At 62.7% G+C, this 23,290-nt stretch carries 25 protein-coding genes; 9 read left to right on the plus strand and 16 right to left on the minus strand.

Features of this window, described 5'->3' with window-relative positions; genetic code table 11:
• Positions 1–12 precede the first annotated feature (12 nt).
• Both NMAG_RS06515 and NMAG_RS06520 read right to left on the minus strand, forming a co-directional pair.
• On the minus strand, positions 13–948 hold the full coding sequence (locus tag NMAG_RS06515) for a nucleoside hydrolase (RefSeq protein WP_004268013.1): 936 nt from the start codon (positions 946–948) through the stop codon (positions 13–15).
• Between the two features lie 65 nt (positions 949–1,013).
• On the minus strand, positions 1,014–2,225 hold the full coding sequence (locus NMAG_RS06520) for a hypothetical protein (protein ID WP_004268015.1): 1,212 nt from the start codon (positions 2,223–2,225) through the stop codon (positions 1,014–1,016).
• A gap of 207 nt (positions 2,226–2,432) precedes the next feature.
• Here NMAG_RS06520 and truA point away from each other — a divergent pair, with 207 nt between their 5' ends.
• Positions 2,433–3,314, plus strand: a complete 882-nt coding sequence (gene truA / locus NMAG_RS06525) for a tRNA pseudouridine(38-40) synthase TruA (RefSeq protein WP_012996511.1) — start codon at positions 2,433–2,435, stop codon at positions 3,312–3,314.
• Between the two features lie 131 nt (positions 3,315–3,445).
• Positions 3,446–3,691, plus strand: a complete 246-nt coding sequence (locus NMAG_RS06530) for a hypothetical protein (protein WP_004268018.1) — start codon at positions 3,446–3,448, stop codon at positions 3,689–3,691.
• Between the two features lie 24 nt (positions 3,692–3,715).
• Here the strand turns inward: NMAG_RS06530 and NMAG_RS06535 are convergent, their stop codons facing one another.
• The gene (locus NMAG_RS06535; RefSeq protein WP_004268020.1) at positions 3,716–5,080 is read right to left on the minus strand and encodes a M28 family peptidase; all 1,365 of its coding nucleotides are present in this window, start codon (positions 5,078–5,080) and stop codon (positions 3,716–3,718) included.
• Between the two features lie 112 nt (positions 5,081–5,192).
• On the opposite strand from NMAG_RS06535, the gene pepF reads away from it, so the two are divergent.
• The 4 genes from pepF (at position 5,193) to NMAG_RS06555 (ending at position 9,401) form a co-directional block, all read left to right on the plus strand.
• A complete protein-coding gene (gene pepF, locus NMAG_RS06540) occupies positions 5,193–7,034 on the plus strand; it encodes an oligoendopeptidase F (RefSeq protein WP_004268023.1) in 1,842 nt (613 codons plus the stop codon).
• Between the two features lie 102 nt (positions 7,035–7,136).
• Positions 7,137–8,369, plus strand: a complete 1,233-nt coding sequence (gene pan2 / locus NMAG_RS06545) for a proteasome-activating nucleotidase Pan2 (protein ID WP_004268024.1) — start codon at positions 7,137–7,139, stop codon at positions 8,367–8,369.
• 69 nt (positions 8,370–8,438) lie between these two features.
• Complete coding sequence (locus NMAG_RS06550) at positions 8,439–8,918, plus strand: pyruvoyl-dependent arginine decarboxylase (protein ID WP_004268026.1); 480 nt, start codon at positions 8,439–8,441, stop codon at positions 8,916–8,918.
• Between the two features lie 90 nt (positions 8,919–9,008).
• Positions 9,009–9,401, plus strand: a complete 393-nt coding sequence (locus tag NMAG_RS06555; protein WP_004268027.1) for a DUF5811 family protein — start codon at positions 9,009–9,011, stop codon at positions 9,399–9,401.
• 118 nt (positions 9,402–9,519) lie between these two features.
• On the opposite strand, the gene NMAG_RS06560 is transcribed toward NMAG_RS06555, so the two are convergent.
• From NMAG_RS06560 to NMAG_RS06570, 3 genes are all read right to left on the minus strand, one after another.
• The gene (locus NMAG_RS06560; protein ID WP_004268029.1) at positions 9,520–9,975 is read right to left on the minus strand and encodes a DUF6276 family protein; all 456 of its coding nucleotides are present in this window, start codon (positions 9,973–9,975) and stop codon (positions 9,520–9,522) included.
• A 78-nt stretch (positions 9,976–10,053) separates the two neighbouring features.
• Positions 10,054–10,773 (minus strand): V-type ATP synthase subunit D, encoded by a 720-nt coding sequence (locus NMAG_RS06565; RefSeq protein ID WP_004268030.1) that lies wholly within the window; start codon positions 10,771–10,773, stop codon positions 10,054–10,056.
• Positions 10,774–10,895: 122 nt separating this feature from the next.
• Positions 10,896–11,165, minus strand: coding sequence for a zinc ribbon domain-containing protein (locus NMAG_RS06570; RefSeq protein WP_004268032.1), 270 nt, complete (start codon positions 11,163–11,165; stop codon positions 10,896–10,898).
• 65 nt (positions 11,166–11,230) lie between these two features.
• On the opposite strand from NMAG_RS06570, the gene NMAG_RS06575 reads away from it, so the two are divergent.
• Positions 11,231–11,524 carry a hypothetical protein gene (locus NMAG_RS06575; protein ID WP_004268034.1) on the plus strand — a complete coding sequence of 98 codons (294 nt, stop codon included), beginning with the start codon at positions 11,231–11,233 and terminating at the stop codon, positions 11,522–11,524.
• Between the two features lie 136 nt (positions 11,525–11,660).
• Here NMAG_RS06575 and NMAG_RS06580 read toward each other — a convergent pair whose 3' ends face one another.
• Positions 11,661–13,286, minus strand: coding sequence for a long-chain-fatty-acid--CoA ligase (locus NMAG_RS06580; RefSeq protein WP_004268035.1), 1,626 nt, complete (start codon positions 13,284–13,286; stop codon positions 11,661–11,663).
• A gap of 21 nt (positions 13,287–13,307) precedes the next feature.
• Here NMAG_RS06580 and NMAG_RS22005 point away from each other — a divergent pair, with 21 nt between their 5' ends.
• A complete protein-coding gene (locus NMAG_RS22005) occupies positions 13,308–13,466 on the plus strand; it encodes a hypothetical protein (protein WP_160165670.1) in 159 nt (52 codons plus the stop codon).
• A 43-nt stretch (positions 13,467–13,509) separates the two neighbouring features.
• On the opposite strand, the gene NMAG_RS06585 is transcribed toward NMAG_RS22005, so the two are convergent.
• Genes NMAG_RS06585 through ahaH form a run of 8 tightly spaced genes read right to left on the minus strand, consistent with a single transcriptional unit; the run spans position 13,510 to position 21,584 of the window.
• Positions 13,510–14,928 carry an ATP synthase subunit B gene (locus tag NMAG_RS06585; RefSeq protein WP_004268036.1) on the minus strand — a complete coding sequence of 473 codons (1,419 nt, stop codon included), beginning with the start codon at positions 14,926–14,928 and terminating at the stop codon, positions 13,510–13,512.
• Between the two features lie 2 nt (positions 14,929–14,930).
• A complete protein-coding gene (locus NMAG_RS06590; protein WP_004268037.1) occupies positions 14,931–16,694 on the minus strand; it encodes an ATP synthase subunit A in 1,764 nt (587 codons plus the stop codon).
• Between the two features lie 4 nt (positions 16,695–16,698).
• The gene (locus NMAG_RS06595) at positions 16,699–17,046 is read right to left on the minus strand and encodes a V-type ATP synthase subunit F (protein ID WP_004268038.1); all 348 of its coding nucleotides are present in this window, start codon (positions 17,044–17,046) and stop codon (positions 16,699–16,701) included.
• Positions 17,043–18,113: a V-type ATP synthase subunit C gene (locus tag NMAG_RS06600; RefSeq protein WP_004268039.1), complete on the minus strand. Its 1,071-nt coding sequence runs from the start codon at positions 18,111–18,113 to the stop codon at positions 17,043–17,045. The genes NMAG_RS06595 and NMAG_RS06600 overlap by 4 nt, the downstream gene beginning before the upstream one ends.
• Positions 18,110–18,691: a V-type ATP synthase subunit E gene (locus NMAG_RS06605; RefSeq protein WP_004268041.1), complete on the minus strand. Its 582-nt coding sequence runs from the start codon at positions 18,689–18,691 to the stop codon at positions 18,110–18,112. The genes NMAG_RS06600 and NMAG_RS06605 overlap by 4 nt, the downstream gene beginning before the upstream one ends.
• Positions 18,692–18,712: 21 nt before the next feature.
• A complete protein-coding gene (locus NMAG_RS06610) occupies positions 18,713–18,985 on the minus strand; it encodes a hypothetical protein (RefSeq protein WP_004268043.1) in 273 nt (90 codons plus the stop codon).
• Between the two features lie 6 nt (positions 18,986–18,991).
• Positions 18,992–21,247, minus strand: a complete 2,256-nt coding sequence (locus NMAG_RS06615) for a V-type ATP synthase subunit I (protein ID WP_004268045.1) — start codon at positions 21,245–21,247, stop codon at positions 18,992–18,994.
• Between the two features lie 4 nt (positions 21,248–21,251).
• Complete coding sequence (gene ahaH, locus NMAG_RS06620; protein ID WP_004268047.1) at positions 21,252–21,584, minus strand: ATP synthase archaeal subunit H; 333 nt, start codon at positions 21,582–21,584, stop codon at positions 21,252–21,254.
• 158 nt (positions 21,585–21,742) lie between these two features.
• Here ahaH and NMAG_RS06625 point away from each other — a divergent pair, with 158 nt between their 5' ends.
• A complete protein-coding gene (locus tag NMAG_RS06625; protein ID WP_004268051.1) occupies positions 21,743–22,366 on the plus strand; it encodes a methyltransferase domain-containing protein in 624 nt (207 codons plus the stop codon).
• Between the two features lie 297 nt (positions 22,367–22,663).
• On the opposite strand, the gene NMAG_RS06630 is transcribed toward NMAG_RS06625, so the two are convergent.
• Complete coding sequence (locus NMAG_RS06630) at positions 22,664–23,176, minus strand: type IV pilin (protein WP_004268052.1); 513 nt, start codon at positions 23,174–23,176, stop codon at positions 22,664–22,666.
• Positions 23,177–23,290 lie beyond the last annotated feature (114 nt).

Here is a 23,290-nt window from a genome sequence, read left to right on the forward strand (position 1 = left end):
TGTCGGTGTGGACTACTGCAACAGGAACTCGAGTCCCTCGCCGAGAACCGACCGAAACCGTGCGGTATCGACGGCGGTCGCGACGTAACCGTTCGGCGGGCGCTCGGTGACGCCGCGTGCATCACAAACGAGCGCGCCGCGTGCGAGGTCGTTGTCGGTTCCAACGCGCATAGCGCAGGGTTCGATCTCGAGAATCCCATCGTCGAGCAGCCAGGCGACAACGAGCGCGTCGTGGATCGCAGCCGACTCGATGTCGTAGCGCGCCAGTTGCTCCTCGTCGTAGTAGGTGAGCCACTGACGGATGGTCCACTCGAGTTGTCCGTCCCGCGAGAGCGCTGGGAGGCGGTCCGGCGGGAAGGTTGCACCTCTGGTGACATCCAGGCCAACGATGGTCGGCGAGAGGTCTCGCACGACGCGATGGGCCGCGTGGGGATCGGAGTGGAAATTCGCCTCCGCGAGCGGGGTGACGTTCCCCTGCCCGAAGGCGGCCCCGCCCATGACGACGAGCTCGTCGAGCAGCTCTGGCAGGTCGGGCTCCAGCGCGAGGGCGAGAGCGACGTTCGTCAGCGGTGCGATGGCGACGAGCGTGAGGTCGCCAGCGTGCTCGCGTGCCTGTTCGACGATGAACTGGGCGCCAGGGGCGTCGACGGGCTCGGTTGCAGCAGTTGGCTCCGGCAGGTCTCCAAGGATGCCGTCGGGGCCGTGGATGTGCTCGGCCGTCTCGAGGTCGACGGTCAACGGGCAGTCTGCGCCCCTCGCGACGGGAACGTCTGTCCGGTCGACGAGTTCGAGAATTGATCGGGCGTTCGCAGTCGTGTTCTCGACCGTGGTGTTTCCGTGGGCCGTCGAGAGGCCAACGACCTCGAGGTCGTCGCTGGCGAGAGCTAGCGTAATCGCGACGGCGTCGTCACAGCCGGGGTCCGTATCGAACAACACTGGACGGCTCATACCGAAACTGGCGCTTGCGGGCGTATAAAACGCGGGTCGGCGTCGTCCAGGACCGACTCACGGGGTCAACTCCTGTCGCCGGTCAGGAGGTCGACCGCCTCGGGGATACGGTCGAGCATCCCTCTCGCGAGCATGTACCGGGCGTAGCCGTTGGCGAGGCTCCAACGTTGGTCCTCGTCCATCTCTCCTGCATCGATATCCTGATCCCGATCACCGACGGACACCAGCGTTCGCGCCTCCGAACAGAACAACCGCGTTAGCGGTTCGGGATCGGTCACAAGCAGGTCCTCGAGTCGACTCACTGCGTCTCGCTTCGCCTCGTCGATCACGACGGCGTCGAGTTCGTCTGTCTCGTCGGTCTCGAACCGTTCCCATTCGTCACGCGCCGCCGTGAGTCGGAGCCACACATCTGCGAGCGTGACGGTCCCGTACACCTCGTATCCGTCGTTGAGGTATCGCGTGACACGCTGGAGGGCCGACTCACCACTGGCCGAGCGCGAGTACAACGCGCTGCGGACGTCGCGTCGTTCGCCCTCGAACTCGTCGGCGTCGAATCGGTCACCCCACTCCTCGCGGGTGGCAAGCAGATCATCGATCCGGCCCTCGAGTTCGTCCCGCCGCTCGGCGAGTGCGTTCCCGATCGGGTCGCTACCGGAATCACGCTCGCGGAGCGCCTCGCGGTAGGCCTTCGCGTCACGGACGCGCAATCGGCTTCGCTGGACGCCGCTGTACACCGCTGCGATCTGTTCAGCGCGATCCGAACGGTCCTCGCCGTCGATCTCGGCGTCTCTCCGTCTCGAAAGACCGGACTCCGCCTGGTGCAGGCTGTACTCGATCGACTTGCCATAGGCGAGAAACGTTTCGGGCGCTGCGGTCTCGTACTCGAACTGGCTCGCCAGTTCCGTCACCGTCTCGAGTCCGTCGTCGACGCCCGCGGTTGGGTCGTCGTCGAACTCGTCCAGAACGGCACGGGTGTAGGCATCACCCTGTGCTGCCTGATGGAGGTGCAAACCCGAGGATTCGACAGTGCTGACCACGGGCGGTTTCGTCGGCGCTTCTGTGGCGAACTCGTCGGCCGATTCGATGTTGGCACTGGTGACTGGCGGCTGCTCGGACGGGTCGTCCAGTCGGTCCCAGGCAGCGAGGGCAGCGTCGGCATGTTCGGCGATCTGGTCGGCCGTCTCGCGGACGTGTACATCGGTCGTCTCGACGGCCGGCGGAACCTCGGGAATATCCCGCCGTCGGGTGCGAGCATAGACGATTCGGTCCGGAAGCACGTGGTACAGCGTGGTGCACCCAGCCAGAGCGGCCGTTCCAGCAACGGCCGTTCCGCTGAGGAACGCTCGTCTGGAACGTCGGGAGGGAAAGGACGGGCGGTGCATGTCGAAATTATGTCCACAATGGTTGAAATAAATTCGGTTCGCTGGTCGCTCGCGTATTCGACGACGCTAACACACTCGAGTGACTTTCTCGAGTCACCACCGATGCGCGCGTTTCGACTCGCCTACGACGGCACCGGCTACTACGGCTTCCAGCGCCAGCCCGACGTGCCGACCGTCGAGGACGCGATGTTCGACGCGCTGCGCGCGCTCGACGTTCTCGCACCCGACGCAGACAAACCCGCCGGCTACGCCGCCGCCGGCCGCACCGACGCTGGCGTCTCTGCGCTCGCACAGACCGTCGCCTTCGAGGCCCCCGACTGGCTCACTCCGCGGGCGTTCAACGGCGAACTGCCGGCCGACATCCGCGCCTGGGCGGCCGCCGACGCGCCTGACGAGTTTCACGCAACACACCACGCACGCGAGCGCGAGTACACCTATTATCTGTACGCACCGCCCGCCAACGACGACGCACCGCCCGCCAGCGACACCGATGAGGACCACGCTGGTACTCCCGTCACGGCCCACACCGTCGACGACGACCGCTTCCAGGCCGCCTGCGACGCCCTCTCCGGCCCCCACGACTTCCACAACCTCACACCCGACGACCACAACACCGAGCGCTCGCCGGTACTCGAGTCCACCCGCGATGGGCACTTCCGCATTCTGACCGTCACCGCGGGCGGCTTCTGTCGCGAACTCGTCCGCCGACTCGTCTCGCTCGCCCGGGACGTCGGAACCGGCGAGGCCAACCTGCAAACGATCGAGCGGGCACTCGAGTCCGACCCGCTGCCCGGCCACGAGGGAATTGCGCCCGCACCGCCCGAGCCGCTGGTGCTGACCGATGTCGAGTATGGTGTACTCGAGTTCGCCGTCGACGAGGAGGCAGCCGAGAGCGCGCGGGCGGTGTTCGAGCAGCGGCGACGGAAGCGGGTGACGGGGGCGCGTGTGGCGGAGCGAGTTGTAGAAGGTGTACGAGAGCGGTAGGGCTGCGCTGTGGTGTGCTGTGGTGTGCTGTGTGTGCCGATCCAGAACGACGACGGTGCCGGCGAATCGGTCAGCACCCGTGACGGTCACGATGACGAGACGTTTTTATGGTCGGACTCTCACCACGGCGTATGGAACTGTCCCCCGAGGAGTACGGTGCGTACTGGCAGGCGTCGATCCGCGTTGCGATGGGTATCGTGATCGTCTTCCTCGGCACGCAAGTTATCGTTTCACCGCTGCTCACCCATCCGAACCTGCCTGCGGTCGGACTCGGGATCTTTCTGTTCGTCGCGATCGTCTTCGTCGGGAGTTTTCTCGCGATGCTCGGGATCGCACGGGTCGTTCGCACCGCGATGGACGTTGAGCTTCGAGGGTGATCGGCAACGGGTCGGTCTGCGATGCTACGTCCACCCAACCGGCCAAATTCCGGCTGCCCGCATCCCCGGCTCGTAATCCTGTTCGACCAGTCGCTCGCGCAGGTCGTCCACCGCGATCGACGCCACGTCCGTTCGCGTGAGTTCCCACACCAGCAGCGTCGTCAAGATTGCGTGCTCGCGGAGATTCCGCGGGTCAACCTTGTCTCGCGTATCGGCTGACGTGTGTCCCCAGCCGCGTCCCCGGTCGCTCCCCTTCGGCGGCTCGCTGTGGAGCTGTACCGAGGGAACGCCCGCCTGCAGGAACGGCCAATGATCGCTGAACGGGTGCGGATCCGGCTCGTGAACGACCGGCTGGCCGGCCCCACCTGCGACCGACGCGGCGAGTTCCTCGAGTTCCTCCGACGCGTGCGAGTAGACTTGCACGTCACGGAATCGGCCCGCGCCGTCGACGTTGACCACTGCCCGAATCGAATCTGGGTCGAGGTCGTCGGCAAGCGCCTCGGCACCGAGCAGGCCGATTTCCTCGCAGCCGACGCCCGCGATTCTGACCTGGGACTCGAGTACCCCCTCGACCGCAGCGAGAATCCTGGCCGCGCCGGCGACGGTGGCGATGCCACAGCCGTTGTCGAGTGCGCCTTCGCCGATATCGTGGGCGTCGTAGTGGGCGAGGACGAGGACGAAATCATCAGTGTCGGAGCCGAGGGTCGCGTGGACGTTCTGACTGGTGCCATCGGTGGTCCGGGCGTCGACGTGAAGATGGGCACGAACGTCTTCCGCACGGCTCGCATACTCGCTTAGCCAGTCGCCGCTCTCGGCACTGACGCCGACGGCTGGAATCTCGCCCTCCTCGTTGAATCGGAGCGAGCCCGTCGGCGGCAGCTGGCCTGGTACGTGATTGACGAAGACGAACGCCGACGCGCCGGCCTCGACCGCGTGGCCGTACTTCTCCATCCGGTGGACGAACCGCCGGTCTGCGGGCGTCGTCGTGCTCGCGACGGCAATCGCGCCCTCGAGGTCGACCGCGTCGATCTCTGCGGGTGTACCGTAGCCCACGTCCACGAGCCGTCCCTCGACGTCGCCGGCGGGCGAGTACGGCAGTGCGATCGTCTCGAACTGCCGCGAGAGCGAGTTCGTCTCGACGGTGAGTTCTGACGTTCCGCGCTCCCAGTACTGCATATCGAACTCGTCGATTCGGGCGTCGTCGAGACCTGCGTCGGTAAACGACTCGCGGACCAGTTCGGCCGCGCGGCGCTCGCCGGGCGAGCCGCCCATTCGGTTCGGCAGTTCGGTGAGATCGGTCAGGAGTTCCCAGGCGCTGTCGTCCGTCCAGGCGCGGCCGATTGCACGGGCGACGGCGTCGCCAGTCAGCTGTCGGTCAGCATCAGTCATACCCACATATTCGCTCGACGCGACAAAAACGCCGATGGGCCACACGGCCGGGTGGCACTCCCCGGTCACGTCGTTCGATACCCTTTACCACCTTCGTTCCGAAACCGGGTGTATGAGTTCCGTTCCCGAACGGTCAGACATCGACGAGGAGTATACCTGGGATCTGGAGAGCGTCTACGCGACCGACGACGAGTGGCAGGACGCCTACGAAGACGTCGCCGAACGCGTCGAAGAGCTACAGGCGTACGAGGGACAGGTCACCGACGACGCCGAGACGCTCCACTCGGTACTCGAGTTGCGCGATTCGGTCATGCGTGACGTCTCGACGGTGGCAGCCTACGCGCGGATGCGCCGCGACGAGGATACGACGAATCAGGAGTACCAGGCGCTGACCGCTCGCGCGCAGTCGCTCGCAGCCGATGCGCAGTCCGCGGCGTCGTTCATCGACCCCGAACTGCAGGAGTTGACCCGCGAGGAGTTCGACGACCTGGTCGAGACAGAGCCGGCACTCGAGGTGTACGACCACTACGTCGACGACGTACTCCGGATGAAGCCCCACACGCGCTCCGCGGAGGTGGAGGAGTTACTCGCTGACCTGAGCGAGGTCACCGGGGCAACGGGCGAGGTGTACAACATGCTCTCGAACGCGGATATGTCGTTCCCGAGCGTTGAGGATCCCGATCCCGAGAGCGAGGGCGAGGGCGAGGGCGAGAGCGAGGCCATCGAAATCACCCAGAGCAACTTCACGAACCTGCTCAAGCGATCCGACCGGGAGTTCCGCCAGCAGGTCTACGAGGAATACTTCGACGAGTGGGAGTCGATGCGAAACACCGTCGCCTCGGCGTACAAGAACAGCGTCAAGGCAGACGTAAAGACTGCGCGGGCGCGAAACTACGACACCGCCCGCGAGGCGGCCCTCGACGGCCCGAACGTTCCCGTCGAGGTCTACGACACGCTCGTCGAGAGCGTCCACGACAACCTCGACAAACTCCACCACCACGCCGACCTCAAGCGCCAGGCGCTCGACGTCGACGAACTGCAGATGTGGGACCTCTACATGCCACTGACCGGCGACGAGGGCCCCGACGTCGAGTACGACCAGGCCGCCGAGTACGTCGTCGACGCACTCGAACCGCTCGGCGAGGAGTACCAGTCCCGCGTCGCCGAAGGACTCGAGTCGCGCTGGGTCGACGTCTACGAGAACGAGGGCAAACAGTCCGGGGCGTACTCGAGTGGCACCTACGACACGCAGCCGTTCATCCTGATGAACTACCAGGACGACATTGCCTCGATGTACACGCTGGCCCACGAACTCGGCCACTCGATGCACTCCCAACTGACGAAAGACGAACAGCCGTTCGTCTACTCGGGCTACGAAATCTTCGTTGCCGAGGTCGCCAGTACGGTCAACGAGGCGCTGCTGACGGCACACCTGCTCGAGACCGTCGACGATCCGGAGTTCAAGAAACATGTCCTGAACGAGTTCCTCGAGCGTGTGCGCTCGACGCTCTACCGCCAGACGCTGTTCGCCGAGTTCGAACACGAGGCCCACCGACTGGAGGAGGAAGGCGAACCCCTGACGGCCGACCGACTCGACGAACTCTACGGTGGGCTCAAGGAGACGTACTACGAACCGGCCGCGGTTGACGACCGCATCGCTCGTGAGTGGATGCGCATTCCCCACTTCTACCGCGCGTTCTACGTCTACCAGTACGCGACCGGCATCTCGGCCGCGCTCGCCATCGTCGAGGACGTGCTGCCCGACGGCGCGGGCGGCGAGCCAGACCGCGAGGCCGCAGACGACTATCTCGAGTTCCTCCAGCAGGGCTCCCGGGAGTACCCACTCGAACTCCTGCAGATTGCCGGCGTCGACATGAGCAGTTCCGAACCAATCGACCGCGCACTGGCGACCTACGGCGAGCGACTGGACGAACTCGAAGAACTGCTCTCCTGAGCGCTGATCAGCAATTGCAGGCCGATTCGGTCCTCCTGTTTCGAAATCCCTCCGGGACCCAAAGGCACATTTATCGTCGGGGACTTATCCGTGCACGTCAAGATGTCTCGAAGCCCGTCTCTCCCCGAACGACCTCACCGCGATATCGATCCTGATCTCCCCGCCGACGAGCGGCTCGAGGCCCTTCGCGGGCACTATGCGGAACTCGTTGACGTCAACGAACAACTCGAGAGCCAGCTCGATCAGACGACCGACCGCCGCGAGGACCTGCGCGAGCGCGTCGACCGCGTCGAGCGCGAGAACGAGACGCTCAAGAGTTCCTCACTGTACATCGCGAGTGTCGAGGACGTCGTGGGCGACGGCGAAGTCGTCGTCAAACAACACGGCAACAACCAGGAGGTTCTCACCGAGGTCTCCCCGCGCATCGCAGAGCGCGTCGAGGCCGGCGACCGCGTCGCCGTCAACGACTCCTTTGCAATCCAGACGATCCTGGAGACGGAAACCGACGCGCGCGCACAGGCGATGGAGATTACTGAGCGTCCCGAGGTCGGCTACGAGGATATCGGCGGCATCGACGAGCAGGTCCGTGAGGTCCGCGAGGCCGTCGAACAGCCACTCATCGAACCCGAACGCTTCGAGGAAGTCGGCATCGACCCACCGAGTGGCGTCTTGCTCCACGGCCCGCCAGGCACCGGGAAGACGATGCTCGCGAAGGCCGTCGCCAACCAGACCGACGCCACTTTCATCAAGATGGCCGGCTCCGAACTCGTGCGCAAGTTCATCGGGGAAGGCTCGCGGCTCGTCCGCGACCTCTTCGAACTCGCCCGCGAGCGCGAACCGGCAATCATCTTCATCGACGAGATCGACGCCGTCGCGACGACGCGAACGGAGTCCAAGACCTCCGGTGACGCCGAGGTCCAGCGCACCATGATGCAACTGCTCTCCGAAATGGACGGCTTCGAGGCTCGTGGAGAGATCCGCATCATCGCCGCCACGAACCGCTTCGACATGTTAGACCGCGCGATCCTCCGTCCCGGTCGGTTCGACCGCCTCATCGAGGTCCCCGAGCCAGACCGTGACGGTCGCGAGCAGATCCTCGAGATCCACACCCGCGGCATGAACATCGCCGACGGCGTCGACTTCGCCGAGCTGGCCGACGAAACGGACGGCTACTCCGGTGCCGAAATCGAGAGCCTGGCTACTGAAGCCGGCATGTTCGCCATCCGCAACGAGCGCGATGAGGTCCACCACGAGGACTTCGTCGACGCCTTCGACAAAATCGAGGCCGACGACTCGAGTGACGTCATCTCCTCTGCGGGTTACTTCTACCAGTAAGCGTTCTGTCCCGTCTTTCCCGCGGATCGCAAGTCCTTACGCTGTTCGTCCCCGAACCCGACTACAGCAATGAGTACGATCCGAATCGTTCAGGGCTCCGCATCAGCCCCGACCAAGATGGCCTCCTACGACGCCGCTCTCGCCGACGCCGGCGTCGAAAACTACAACCTCGTCGCCGTCTCCTCCGTGATTCCAGCCGATGTCGACGTCGAAGCCGTCGGCACGGCACCCAACCTCGGTCCCGCCGGCGAACGACTGACCGTCGTCGAAGCGCGGGCGACCACTGCCGGCCCCGGCCAGGTGAGCGCCGCCCTCGCCTGGTCACGATCCGCCGACCGCGGACCTGGTCTCTTCTACGAAGTCGCAGACGAAACCGACTCCGACGACGTCGAACACCGCGTTCTCGAGGGGCTCGCCGCTGGACAGGACCTGCGCGACTGGGAGTTCGGGGACTCGAGTGTCGCTGTCGAGCACAGCCAGGCTGAGGCGGGCGTCTACACCACATCGCTCGTGCTCGCGGTCTACGGCGAGAGCGAGCCGATCTGCTGAGACGAGTTCGGACACAATCGGCGTTCTCACCGACTGTGTGAAGGCGAACCCTTTTCACCTGCCGGCCCATTGCTACCCAATACGCTTCTCATGAACGGAAATACGCCGTACGCAGGGTTACCAGGGGAGACTGCTGCTGGCCAGCGTGCCGCAGCCGACGTCCCCGACCTCTCGAGTTCCCAGAAACGGCTGTTACACCGCGATGTTTCGCGGATCGCCGCTCGAACTCGTGAGTTCCTGCCCAACGAGTACGCGGTCGACGCCGACGTTTCGACGGGCGCAACTGGCCCGCAGGTGACCGTCGCCGTTCGCCCGCCGGTCGGCCACGCCGTCAGCGCTGGGTTCACGCCTGATCTCGAGGACGTCTCCGAAGAGATCATCACGTCTGACGAACGCGACGAGGTCGCCCGTGGTCTCGCAGCGAGTGCAGCGCTGCAGGTGAAACAGGCGGTTAGCGATGCGATGACGCCGACGGCGAAGTAGCCAGCCAGAGGCGGTTGCGTTTGCAGTTGCACGCTACTTTGTTCGTCGTCGCTACAATACGTTACAGTACAGTACACAGCGCAACAGCAATCGCTACAGCGCTACAGCGCTACAACCCTCAGTAGAGCACCTGTTCGAACTGATGCTGTCGCCTCTCCAGATCGATCGCCGGCTCGACCGACGGATCACGCTGGAGTCGGTCCAGCACCAGCAGGGGGTCAGCCCCAGCGCGCTCGACATCCCGGAGGAACGTTTCGATCGCCGACCGATTCATCGCCAGCGACTCGGCGAGTCCGATCGCAAGCGCCAGCGGAACGGCCTGTTCAGGAGTCGTCGGAAACGCGTCGCTGACGCGCGAGAAATCGGGGGCAGTGGACCCGTCCGTCGTCGGGCTAGCTGCTTCAGCATCGTCGTCGAACTCGAGTACCAGACAGTGCGTACAGAACGTACAGGAGTCGAGGGTGTGCGTGTGGTCGTCCGCGACGGAGACGGAACCGGCAGTAGAGAGAACGCTACGGGAGTCAGCCGGTACTGCGAAGTGAACAGTTGGAGAGCCACACGCCGAACAGGTCATCGTCTCGTGTAGTTGTGGTTGTAGCCGTGGTTGTAGCCGTGGTCGTGGTCGTGGTCGTAGCCGCAATTACAGCCCCACTCAGTTCCCCGGCACACCGCCCGCCGCCGGTGGTTCCATATCCTCTTCTTCAATTTCGTCTTCGTCCGCCTCAGCCTCACGTGCTTCCTTCTCTTCCTGTTCTTTCTTCTCCTTGATCTTCTTCAGGCGGAAGGTCTCCTCACGCTCTTGCTCCTCGAGTTTCTGCTCGATGTACTCCTGGCTGTTGTACAGATCTGGGAGGAGTTTGAACTCGAGTGCGTTGACGCGGCGCTTGGTCGTCTCGATTTCGCGGAGCATCTTCTTCATCGCCGTCTCGACCTCTGCGGCGAGGATAATGCTCTCGAGCAGGTCTTCGTAGGCTTCGGCGGCCTCGTCGATGCGCGCGGAGGTCCCCATAATCCCGTAGCCGCGCTCGCTGAGGTTTTTTGAGACGCGCGAAGATTCGATCTGTGGGACGACGACGCCCATAATGTTCTTCGATTCGGTGGTGATCTCGGGGTGTTCCTGCAGTGCGGCAGCAGCACCGCGGACGGCGACGTCACCCTCCATGGCGCGTGCCATGTTGATCTTGCGCTGGGCCTGATCGTAGTCGTCGGCCAGATCCCCGCGGACGTCCTGGGCCTTGTCCAGGATGTCCATGAATTCCATGATCAGCCCGTCCCGTTTCTTCTCGAGTGTCCCGTGCCCGCGTTCGGAGAGTTCGATCCGATCCTCGATCTCCATCAGGTTCTTGCGGGTGGGCTTGACGTCCTTGGCCATGTTGTGGGGAGATTGCGCCCCCAGTCGGATAACTGTTTACAGTTGTGTTCGCTCGTCCTGACAGTGGTGTTCGCGAATGCGAGCCAGAGTGTGGTCCGATTCGCCAAAACAGAGAGTGGCAATTACCCCAGAAAGAGGTCGGTTAGATCGTTGGTCTTGCCGCCCTTGTAGAGTTCGGCGTAGCCGCAGTTGGTACAGGAGACGACCCGGAAGCGCCGATTCTGAATGTCGAAGAACTTCGAGAAGCCGGTGCCGGTCGTCGAGATGTCGTCGACCGCCGTTTCCGTGTGGCCACACTTGAGACAGCCCTTCTGCTCGCTGCCAGTTCCGTGGCTGCCGCCGGTAGTCGCGGCGTTGTCTGCCGCGGATGCAGTCTCGTGATCGTCGAACATGTACCGGACTGCGGAGACCGTCAGTAAATATTTTGTGCTCCACACGACGAGCTAGAATCAAACCCATGGCCGCTGGATTTGCGTTCATACTCATACTGTTCGTCGGGCTCGCGTTCACGGTCGGACTCTACCTCCTGATCGCGGACGAAACGTCGAACCCGACAGTGATGGACCGCGAACAGGCCGAAGCAGAAGCAAAACGGCGAGGCGGACTGAACGGTGAGCAACACCGAACCCAACCGCGAGAACGGATCCAGTCGCCGCACAGCGAACGCGCTGAGCGAAACGACGATCGAAACAATCCGCGAACGGGAACAGACGAACCACGAAACGGCTGGGAGTTCGAGCGCGATCCGTAGCCCCGATCAGTGTCGACTCGAGTCGGGTCCGGGTCGGAGTCACCAGAGGTGATCGGTTCAGCCCTGGCGGACCCTGGTCGGTCTGGTCGGTCTGGTCGGTCTGGTCGGTCTGGTCGGTCTGGTCGGTCTGGTCAGCCTACCCTTGCCCGACCATCTGCTCTTCGTCCTCCCACTCCTGCTCGCGCAGTTCGTACTTCTGGACCTTCCCTGTCGCCGTCGTCGGCAACTGCTTGACGAACTCGATCCGGTGAACTGTCTTGTACCCCGCGAGGTTCTCACGGGTGAACTCCACTAGCTCGTCCGTCGAAACGCCGGGTTCGTTCGGATCGCCACTGTTCGGGACGACGAACGCCTTCGGCGTCTCGCCCCACTGCTCGCTCGGTGCCGGAATCACCGCCACGTCCGAAACCCCGGGATGATCAAACAGGGTGTCCTCGAGTTCGATACTCGAGATGTTCTCCCCACCGGAGATGATGATGTCTTTCTTGCGGTCCTGGATCGCGACCAATCCGTTTTCGTCGACGGTTCCGAGGTCGCCCGTGTGGAAGTAGCCCTCGATCCGGTCGGAGAACGCCTCCTCGGTTGCGTCGGGTTTGTTCCAGTACCGTTCCATGACCTGGTTGCCGCGGACGACGACCTCGCCGATGGTCGTACTGTCCCGTGGCACGTCCGCCCCGTCCTCGTCGACGACGCGGACCTCGGTGCCGAGGAAGCCAAGTCCCTGTCGCTTCTTGATTGCGAACCGCTCGTCGCTGTCGGCATCGAAGTGACGTCGTGCGTCGGAGGTCGTGATCAGCGGCCCGGTTTCGGTCGCGCCGTAGACGTGTTTGAGTCGCCAGTCGAATTCGTCTTCGACGGTGCGGATAGTCGCCTCCGGCGGCGAACTCCCTGCGGTTGCGATGCGAACGTCGGTCCCACCGCGCATCTCGGGTTCGTCGGCGGCGTCCTCGTAATAGTCGATTAGCAGATTTAGCACCGTTGGCGCACCGCAGAGGTACGAGACGTCTTCTTCCTGGATCGTCTCGATGATCGACTCGGCGTCGACACCGCGCGTACAGACGTGTGTCGCGCCCATTCCAGTGATAGCGTAGATGTGTCCCCAGCCGTTGACGTGGAACATCGGCAACGTCCAGAGATAGACATCGTCGTCCCGGATCTCCTGATGAATCGAGATGAGGTAGGCATGAAGCGTCTCGTTCCGGTGGGTCCGACAGACGCCTTTTGGATCACCGGTCGTCCCGGAGGTATAGTTGATCGTGATGAGTTCGTCTTCGGTCATCTCGGGGCGGTCGTACTCGGGGGTCGCCTCGGCGAGCAGGTCGTCGAACGACTCCCAGTCACTGCCTGCCTCGACCGCGTCGACATCGTTCGTGATGAACGTCTCCGTCGGCACCTCCTCGCGGATTGCCTCGATCTTCTCCGCGTACTCGTAGTCCGCGTAAATCACATCGACACCAGCGTCATTGAGAATATAGGCGTAGTCCTCGGGCGTCAGGCGATAGTTGAGCGGCGTGTGGATCGCGCCAAGTTGCATCGTCCCGTAGGCCGCCTCGAGCTGATAGTGCGTGTTCGGGTCGAGCACCGCAACCCGGTCGCCCTTCTCGATGCCCCGGCCCTGGAGCACTGCCGAGAAACGGTCCGCACGATCACCGAATTTGGCGTACGTATAGCGCTCCCCAGTGGTCGAAACAACTGCCTCCTCGTCACTGTAGTGACGTCGTGCTCGATCGAGAAAATCTGTCACGAGCAGTGGCTTGTGCATACATCTTATTCTCAATCAACAATGACCAAGGTTGTTGCGATGGAGGCAGTTCTTTTCGTCACGATACTCGATACGTATCTTGAGACGCATCTCGAGACAGATCGAGACGGAGCACGAGCGACTGGGCCAAAACACGACCACGACCACGACCACGACACCAAAGAACGAATCGAGGAGTAGAAACTGCAAGAAAGAAACCGGCTACCGGCTGAATCGAGCCGCGTTAGGCTTCGACTTCGGCGGCTTCCGGCTCGTCTTCGCGGTAGTGCTCTTCGATGAGGTCCTCGTCGATCCGGTTGAGTGCCTCCTTCGGGAGATCCGAGAGGAGGTCCCAGCCGAGTTCGAGCGTCTCCTCAATGGAGCGGTTGTTGTCGTAGCCCTGCTGGACGAACTCCGTCTCGAAGCGGTCGGCGAAGTCGAGGAACTTGTTGTCCCGCTCGCTGAGCGCTTCGCGGCCGACAATGTTCACGAGGTCGCGCAGGTCTTCACCCTCTGCGTAGGCGGCGTACATCTGGTCGGAGACGTCGCCGTGGTCTTCGCGGGTCAGACCCTCACCGATCCCGTCGTCCATCAGTCGCGAGAGCGATGGCAGGACGTTGACCGGCGGCTCGATACCCTGGCTGTTCAGGTTCCGGTCCATCACAATCTGGCCTTCCGTAATGTAGCCAGTCAGGTCCGGAATCGGGTGGGTGTCGTCGTCGCCCGGCATTGTCAGGATCGGGATCTGCGTTACAGACCCTTCCTGGCCCTCGATTCGACCGGCACGCTCGTAGAGCTGTGCCAGGTCGGTGTACATGTATCCGGGATAGCCACGCCGGCCCGGAACCTCCTCACGTGCAGCACCGATCTCACGAAGCGCTTCACAGTAGTTCGTGATGTCGGTGAGGATAACGAGAACGTGGTAGTCCTTCTCGAAGGCCAGATACTCGGCCGTCGTCAGAGCGAGACGCGGAGTGACTGTCCGCTCGACTGCGGGGTCGTCCGCGAGGTTCATGAAGACGACGGAGCGCTCGAGTGCACCGGTGCGCTCGAAGTCGTCCATGAACTCGTTTGCCTCTTCCTGGGTAATCCCCATGGCACCGAAGATAACTGCGAACTCGGAGCCCTCCTCGTCGTCGCCAGCTTCCTCCTCTTCAGGCACCGTCGCCTGTCGAGCGATCTGGAGTGCGAGTTCGTTGTGAGGCAGTCCGGAACCCGAGAAGATCGGCAGCTTCTGGCCGCGGACCAGGGTGTTCATCCCGTCGATACCGGAGACACCGGTCTGGATGAACTCCTCTGGATACTCTCGGGAGAAGGGGTTGATCGCTTCGCCGACGATGTCTTCACGGGACTCGGGAACGATTTCCGGCCCGCCATCGATCGGTTCGCCGGAACCGTCGAGGACGCGACCGAGCAGATCCTCCGTCACGGGCATCTTCATCGTTTCACCCAGGAATCGAACGGAGGCGTTGCGGTCGATACCGCCCGTTCCTTCGAACACCTGGATCGAGACGAGTCCGTCGCTCGATTCTAGTACCTGACCGCGCAGCGTTCGTCCATCGTCGGTTTCGATCTCGACAATTTCGTCGTAGCCGACGGGTTCGTCAACTTCGGCGAACACCAGCGGGCCGCTGATTTCAGTGATTGTCTGGTACTCTTTCATGATTAGTACAGGCTCCGAATCTGTTCTTCGAGCTCCGATTCGAGTTCGTCGATGAACTCGTTCCACTCATCGGACGTATTCATCCGGTTCAGGCGCGGGGTCGCATCGACATCCGTGATCTCTTCGACAGGGACACCCGCTTCGAGTGCATCGAATGCCTCGTCGTTGAACGTCTTGATCGCGAGCAGCATTCGGTAGGTCTTTTTCGGATCACAGTAGGTGTCGACGTCGTGGAACGCATTCTGCTGTAGCCACGCCTCACGCAGATAGCGTGCGACTTCCAGCGTCAGCTGCTGGTCTTCAGGCAGTGCGTCCTTGCCGACGAGTTGGACGATCTCCTGGAGTTCGTCCTCTTCGTCCAGCACGTCGACGGCCCACTGACGGACCTCCGGCCAGTCATCCGCGACGTTGTCGCGGAACCACGGGTCGAGCTGCTGGCGGTACAGCGAGTAGGACTCGTTCCAGTTAATCGATGGGAAGTGCCGACGCTCTGCAAGGTCGGCGTCCAGCGCCCAGAACGTCTTGACGATACGCAGGGTGTTCTGGGTGACCGGCTCGGAGAAGTCACCACCAGGGGGCGAGACGGCACCGATCGCCGTCACCGATCCCTCGGTGTCGTTGATGTTCTGGAACTTGCCAGCACGCTCGTAGAACTCCGAGAGCGATGCGGCCAGATATGCGGGATACCCCTCTTCGCCGGGCATCTCCTCGAGTCGGCTCGAAATCTCACGCATAGCCTCTGCCCACCGGGAGGTGGAGTCGGCCATCAGCGCGACGTCGTAGCCCATGTCGCGGAAGTACTCCGCGATCGTAATCCCAGTGTAAATACAGGATTCACGGGCTGCGACGGGCATGTTGGACGTGTTCGCGATGAGACACGTCCGAGACATGAGCGGCTTGCCGGTCTTCGGGTCTTCCAGTTCGGGGAAGTCCTCGATAACCTCGGTCATCTCGTTGCCACGCTCACCACAGCCGACGTAGACAACGATGTCCGCGTCAGCCCACTTGGCGAGCTGGTGCTGAGTGACCGTCTTGCCCGATCCGAACGGACCGGGAATCGCCGCAGTCCCACCCTTCGCGATTGGGAAGAGGCCGTCGAGAATCCGCTGTCCGCTGACCAGTGGGACCGTCGGCGTTTCCTTCGTGTCAGCAGGGCGGGCCTGTCGAACGGGCCACTCCTGGTGCATCGTGATCTCCTCGCCGGAGGAGAGCTCCGCGATGACTTCGTCGACCGTGAACGCGCCGCTCTCGATCGATTCGATCTCGCCACCCTCGTAATCCGGCGGGACCATCACCTTGTGGGTGATGCTCTCCGTTTCGGGGACTTCACCGACGATATCGCCGGCTTCGACGGTGTCGCCGACATCGACAGTCGGCGTAAACTCCCACTCCGTCTCGAAGTCAATCCCGGGGGCGTCGACCCCACGGTCCAAAAAGGCCGTTCCCATCTTCTCCTCGAGGACGTCAAGTGGACGCTGCACGCCGTCGTAGATGGCGTCCAGTACACCCGGTCCGAGGTCGACGCTGAGCGGTTCGCCCGTGTTCTGGACGGGTTCGCCCGGGCCGACGCCGGAGGTTTCCTCGTACACCTGAATCGTGGTCAGGTTCCCTTCGATTTCGATAACCTCTCCCATCAGCCCTTCGTCGCCGACGTAGACGACGTCGTTCATCCGGGCGTCGAGGTCCGTGGCGGTCACGACAGGACCACTCACGCTTTCGATTACACCGTCTTGATCGACGGATTCGATGTCTTCTGCCTGGCTCATAGTGTTACTCGCTGTCGCTGTCTTCTTCCTCGTCCTCTTCCATCAGGTCGATACCGATCGCGCGTTTGATCTGGTCGCGCAGTCCGCCGCCACCGGTGCCGCTACCGATCGTCACGACGACCGGCTCGACGCTGGTCTCGACGTTCTGGCGAACGTTTCGCGAGAGGTGATCGAGGTCGTCGTCGTGCATCACGACGATACCGACATCCTCGTCGTCTAACGCCGTCGTGACGGCATCGTCTAGCTCCGACTCCTTCTCGTCGTCCGGGACGTTCTCGAATCGGCGAACGCCCGCGAGTCGGAACCCAGTGGTGAACTCCGGACTGCCGACGACTGCAATTTCCTGGCTCATAGGATCACCAACTCCTCTTCGATCTCGCTCTCCGACAGGCCGACTTCTCGGCCCCGTGCGATCGCGCGAATGTTCTCGACCTCGCGCTCCTTGGCGAGAATGTACGACAGCACGGCCGACACGGAGGCCGGGTAGATACTCGAGAGCGTATCAGCGTACTGGAGCAACGCAGCGTCTAGTGCGTGCTCGAACTGGATAAGGCTGTCAGCCTCACGCAGTCGACCCAGTGCGCCCGAGAGTCGGTCGCCGTAGCGCTTGTTCTCGGCGATGTGATCGACGAGCGCGTCATAGTCGCCGACGAGTCGGTTCAGATCCGACGCATCGAACAGCACGCCGCCCTCGATGTAGTAGGCTGCCGGATCCAGATCCGCGCCACTGCGTGCGAGCCGCAGCGCGTTCCGGGCGTTCCGGAAGTCGATCTCGGCCTGCAAGAACTCGATGTACCGTGCTTCCGGCCCCTCATGGGGCTGGGTTCGCCCCGGCGAGCGACTCACGTCCTCGAGTAGGTGCTCGTAGAACTCACGATCCAGCGCGTTCTCGAGTGGCACGAGTGCGCCAGTCTCTTCGTACTCCTCGTGGGCGGCCGAGAGCGATTCGTAGAAAATCGTTCCCGACACCACTTCGATCGCGTCCTCGATCGTATCGACCTCGAGCAGTCGATCGATCGTCCGGTCGTCGAGTTCACCGGCGCGGATGAGGTCGGTCTGGACCTCCTCGGGGTCGGTCTCGGTGTAGATCCCGCGGATGATCGTCTTCAGGTTCATGACGTCGAACTTCCGCAGGTACCGAGAGACGAGGTCGTACAGTCGCCCCTCGGACCAGTCGAGGAGGTCCTCGAAGTGCTTTGCGAGGTTGCGGTTCAAGGCGTACTCGATCAGGTCGACACCCGAAAAGCGCGTTCCGAGCGCGTTAACCTCCCGTTCGTACTCCGTTTCCTCCATGAACCGCGCGATTTCACTCGGCCCCATCCGGATCAGCTTCCGATAATCTTCGTCCGCGAACAGCGAGGCTCGGCGCGACCGAACGCGAGCGTTCACGTATTCCGGATTCGAGGCACCTAGACTCATTGCTCGAAGAGTTGGTTGCTGATCTCCCGGAGGTTGTCTTCCCACACGTCCTCGAGTACCGAGTCGAACGTGTTGTTGACGCGAACACGGGACTGTTCGCTCTCGACGACGACGCCGCCGAGACAGTCGTATTCGCCGGCGAACTCGTAGCCATCGTAGTCGTCGAGGATCGACTCGATCAGGTCCTGGTCGTCTGCACGACCGTAGACGCTGACGTCGTTATCCTCATCGAACTCCGTGCTCGCAGCGTCGAGGAGTGCACGGGTGAGCTCTTCACGCGTGTCGCCCTCGAGTGCGGTGAGTTCGCCCTCGACTTCCTCGCGGACGTCACCGAGGACGTCGCGGCGGGCCTCCAGGCGCTTTTGTTTCGCCTCCAGCTTGGCGCTGGAGAGTCGCTGTTCGCGCAACTGCTCGATCTCACGGTCGGCCTCCGTCTCGGCCGACTCGCGGATCTCCTCGGCATCAGCCTCGGCTGCCGATTCGATCTCCTCGGCGCGAGCCTCACCCTCGTCGCGGATGTCCTCCGCACGCGCGTGGGCCTCATCTCGAATGTCTTCTACGACTGTGTCCAAACTCATTGTAAGAGAAGGGGGACGGGGTTATCCGACGATGAAGACGACGACCAGTGCCAGAATCACGAGCGTCTCAGGAAGAACGGTCATGATCAGGCCCGGGACGAACATGTCGTCGTCCTCGGCGATCGCGCCGACTGCAGCAGCGCCGATACCGCGCTCTGCGTAGCCAGCTGCGAGTGCTGCCAGACCGACTGCGATTGCTGCTGCGGCCTCGGCGTAGCCGACCGAGAGATTCTCTGCTGCTTCTGGACTCATTGCCTCTCCGTTCTGCAGTACGATGTCAAGTGCTTCGATCATTTTTACTTAGTCCTCACTGCGGGTTCGATCGTCTCCGAACGGTTCGTAGTTCTTTCCACCGCCATCATAAAACTTCCCAAAGAACTCGACGTACTCGAGCCTGATACCCTGTAATCCGGCACTTGTGATACCAAGTAACAAGACCAGAATGTGGCCAAGGATCAGGACGACTACACCGAATGCGAAGGCGGCAATTGCAACCGCGCCGTCGCCCATGTGGAAGAGTCCGGGGAACATCTCGACGGATCCCTCAGGGATCTCGTTCCACGGTGCGGCGAACGGGCGGCTTCCGTCTGTCGTCTCGTAGGCACCGAAGGTCAGCAGGTTGACGACGAACGCCATCCCACCCTTTGCGAGCAGGACGGCCGTCATCCGGGCGTACGAGACGACGTGTGCGAACGGCATCGCGAACTCTGCGAGTTCGACCGGGTCACCGATGGCGAGCAGGACGATCCCTGCAATAACCATCAGGAACGGGAAGGTGGCTTCGAAACCGCCGAGATAGGCGATATCGGCCGGGACGGTGAATACCGTCATCATATCGAAGCCGCTGAAGCCGAAGTCGAACGGCTGGCCGTCGAAGGCCGTGAAGATGAACTCCGGCTTGACGCCGGCAGCCTGCGGCGTAAACACCCAGATCCAGATCCCGTTCAGCATCAGGAGCCACGAGCCACTGTGGGTAATCGCACCCCAGAGACCGTGGCCGTGCTGGATGTTCTCGATGAAGTCGAGAATCCAGGCGATGTTCAGGTGCATCACACCGAGTGCAACGGCGACGATCAGCCACGCGTAGACGAAGTCAGCCGTCGCTGGTGAGAGTCCCTTATCGCCCATCGGCGCGCCGCCCTCGCCGAAGATCATGTAGCCGAGTTCGTGTAGGCCGAAGAACTCGCCGAACAGGATCCCGAAGAGGATCGTGAACGCGCCAGCCCAGATCGCAACGCCACCGAGACTCGAGATTCCTGGGCTATCGAATCCCTTGTACATGTAGAACCCGATCAGGACGTACAGCAGCCCGTACCCGACGTCACTGATCATGAATCCGAAGAACAGTGGGAACGTCAGGAACAGGAAAATCGTCGGATCGAGTTCGTTGTACTTCGGCCGATTGACTGCCTGGACCAGCATTTCGAACGGCTTCGCCGCCGACGGATTATCCTGAATCGTCGGCGGTTCGTCGCCCATCGTCACCGCAGAGCCGCCATCCGTGACGGCCTTCTGTTGTTGCTGGTCGTCTTCGTCTGCATCAGCCGACGGTTCGTCGCCTTCTTTCGCATCCTGCGTTCCCTGGTGGACGCCATCCGTATGGGTCCGACCGTGGCGGTCGTAGCTCGCGCGCTCGAGTTCTTCGATCTCGAGGCTGTCGCCGACCGCATTTCGCAGGGCTGTTTTGAGCCGCTCGAGTTCGTCGGACGGAACCCAGCCCTCGGCGATGAAGGCCCGGTCGCTCGTCGCGAACTGCAGCGGCGCTTCCGCACGCTGAACCTCGATGGTCAGCTCCGCCTCGAGCTGGAGCAGGAACGAACCCTCCTCGCGCTCGATACGTTCGAGTTCGTCGTCGATCTCGTCGATCCGGGACTCGAGTTCGTACTTGCGATCCTCGAGTTCGGAGACGTACGCCGACGGACTCTGTTCGGTGTCCGGCACGTCGTATCGCGTGAACTCGATGCCGACGAGCGCGTCGTCGATGACGTTGTCGGCGTCGCCAGCGTCTTCGACCGGATCGATCTCACCGGTCGGTGCAGCGACGATTGCGACGACGTCACCACTGGTGAACGTCTCGTAGGCGCGGATGTCCTCGGCTGCCTCGAGTGCAGCCTGAACCTCTGCCTCCGAGCCCTCACCGACGAGCACGTCGACCGTGTCGTACCCCGACAGCAGGTCGAGATCGATACCGAGTTCCGCGAAGGGCGCGACGCGGTCGATCCGTTCGTCGACCTGTCGGAGCTCCTCACGAACCTCAGTTTGCTGGTCGTCGAGTTCGTTGATCCGCGTGCGAACCTCCTCCAGTCGCTGCTCCCAGTTCTCCGCGAGTGTCCCCTGGCCCGATGCCTCCGCTTCGGACAGCCCGAGGGTACTCTCGAGTGCCCGGACGGTGACGAGTTTCTCGGAGGCGTCGTCGGCACCCTCGATCGGGTTGCCGTTATCGAACCCCTCCCAGGAGCCGTCGTAGTCCGAGAGATGCACCAGATTCAGCTCGTGGATCGTCTCGATGACCGTGGGCATAACGCCCTTGGAGCCGGTCACCGAGACCTTGCTCATCCGTTCAGGTCTGAGCATGGACGTCCTCCTGGAACAGGGAGACGACGTGGTCCGTCACCTCGTCGACTCGGTTCTGGGCACGCTCGGCTAGCGCCTCGCGCTCCTGTTCACCCTCCTCGAGGACGCGTTCGCACTCCTGGTCGATCTCGTCACGCGCCTCCTCCAGGCGACGTTCTTTGAGATCTCGCGCCTCTTGTTCCGCTTCCGTGCGAATCTCCTCGGCACGTTCCCGGGCCTCGGCTATCCGCTCGTCGCGGTCGTTGTCTGCCAATGCGACGATCTCGTCGGCCTCTTCCTCCGCCGACTTAATTCGTTCGAGAACCTGTGGCCTCGGCATACTCTAAGCAAGGGAACGTTTGCGACAGCGCGTATATGGTAGTTGCGAAAGTACCTCAGCTCGAGCCGCCTCGAACCACTGCCTCGGTGGCGTTCGCGCCGGCGCGCTCCGGCGCGGAACAGCAGACATATCCCGGTCCGCCGAAAACCCCTTCGACAATGGGAATTCTCGAGAACAAAGCCCGTGCACGGCTGTTCTACAAGTACCTCTCGAAGGTCTACGATCAGGTGAACCCCTTCATCTGGAACGAGGACATGCGTGCGGACGCGCTGTCATTGCTCGACCTCGAGGAGGACATGACCGTGCTCGACGTGGGCTGTGGCACCGGCTTTGCGACTGAGGGGCTCCTCGAGCACGTCGAGGAAGTGTACGCACTCGACCAGAGCGAACACCAACTCGAGCAGGCCTACGCGAAGTTCGGCAAGCACGCCCCGCCAGTGCACTTTCACCGTGGCGACGCCGAACGGCTCCCGTTCGCGACCGATACGTTCGACGTCGTCTGGTCCTCTGGTTCGATCGAGTACTGGCCGAACCCCATTCTCGCGCTCCGCGAGTTCCGCCGCGTTCTGAAGCCCGGCGGGCAAGTGCTGGTCGTCGGCCCCAACTATCCGGACAACGTCGTCGCCCAGCACCTCGCCGACTCAATCATGCTGTTCTATGACGAGTACGAGGCCGACGAGATGTTCAAACGCGCCGGTTTCGAGGACGTCAAACACGCGTTCATCGGGCCGTCCTACGATCCCGACGTTGCGATTACGACGATTGGCCGCGCACCGCAGTGAACTGGCCGCGTCCGAGACTCGAACCAGTCGTTCCACTCGACTGCCGCTACTTCTCGCTGTCCCCCTCGCCTACTCGCTTCGCGCTTCCGACCAGTCGGAAGCCCTCGCTCTCCCCTCACGGCCGAAGGCCCGTTCGGATGGTCAGCGAGATCTCCGATCCCTCACGACTTGAGACCGAGGCTCCACCTCGAACGTGCTGACACTGCCACCACTTCCGACGTTGCTCGCCCGCAAGACACGCCAGCATACGAGGCGTCTCAAACAACACTCACACCGCACGCCGAAACTACCCCATACTCACTCCGCAACCGACTCGAGTTCCCCAATCTGTGTCCCTTCTACAACGACCACCACCCGAACTGTCGACCCCGACTCGAGTACTGGATCGTTCGTTTCCGCAATCGTAACGCTCGCCTGCTCGCCCACTCCCCAGAGGGACTCACTCTTCGCATTGAACGGCCCCTCCGGACTCCCGTTAAATCCCTCCGCACCGACGAACGGAACTGGCGGCTGGTACTCGAGTTCGGTGCCATCGACGGTCACGTGTAGCGATAGGTCTTCCACGTCAAGTGGATCGCCAGCCGTGTGTTCGAAGGAGAGTGTGCCAGTTTCGGCGTCAGCCGAGAGATCGAACGTTGCGACAGGGGCGGGCCCACCGAGGCTCCACCCGGAAACGATGACGGCGAGAACGGCGACGAGGAGACAAGTAAGCGCAAGCAGCGCAATGGTACCGATGACAGGATTGACTGCTCGCGACGGATCGCATAGTGCACTCGACCGGCGCGACGGACGACGACGAACCGCACACACGGACGGAGTTGGGTCTGTCTTCCGGTATAAACCGTCGGCCAGGGAGGACGGTGAGACGACAGGAGCAAGCCGCAGTCAGTAGCTGGTTGGGAAGGGTGAACCAGAGCCTGAGTC

Source organism: Natrialba magadii ATCC 43099 (assembly GCF_000025625.1).
In the GTDB taxonomy this organism is placed as follows: Archaea; Halobacteriota; Halobacteria; order Halobacteriales; family Natrialbaceae; genus Natrialba; species Natrialba magadii.